The organism is Faecalibacillus sp. MSK20_93 (genome assembly GCF_020589945.1).
GTDB lineage: Bacteria > Bacillota_I > Bacilli_A > Erysipelotrichales > Coprobacillaceae > Faecalibacillus > Faecalibacillus intestinalis.
Genome location: NZ_JAJDKA010000163.1, coordinates 1 through 496, shown reverse-complemented (window position 1 = coordinate 496; position 496 = coordinate 1). Strand labels below are relative to the sequence as shown.

Genomic DNA, 496 nt, shown 5'->3' with positions numbered 1-496 from the left:
GTAGCGGACTTGTGCAATGGTGCTATGGAAAAGCTGGTATCTCCTTACCGAGAACAGCACAAGCCCAGTATGACGCAACCCAACATCTTCCACTCTCGCAGGCAAAGGCTGGGGACTTGGTGTTTTTCCATTCTACCTATAACGCTGGTTCGTATGTAACCCACGTCGGCATTTATGTAGGAAATAACCAGATGTACCATGCAGGTGACCCGATAGGATATGCAGACCTAAGTAGTAGTTACTGGCAACAGCACTTAATCGGTGCAGGACGAGTAAAACAATAGAAAGGACTTGAAAAATATGTTTAAGAAGAATAAGAAACAGACAGAAACTATCAAAGAACCAAAAGAAAAAAAGGTGCGTACTGTCAAGGTAGGCACACATAAGAAAACCGTGATTGCGTTGTGGGCGGTGCTTATCGCAAGCGTGAGTTTTGGGGTATATAAGAATTTTACGGCTATCGACCAGCACACGACCCATGAAAAAGAAATCATTG

Annotated in this window: 1 protein-coding gene and 1 pseudogene; both read left to right on the top strand. The window is 44.0% G+C overall.

The features are described from left to right. On the top strand, positions 1–284 hold a 284-nt coding region (locus LJD34_RS16175; RefSeq protein ID WP_227360382.1), incomplete at its 5' end, for a C40 family peptidase. A 16-nt stretch (positions 285–300) separates the two neighbouring features. Beyond that, a pseudogene (locus LJD34_RS16170) lies at positions 301–496 on the top strand (conjugal transfer protein); the annotation flags it as partial.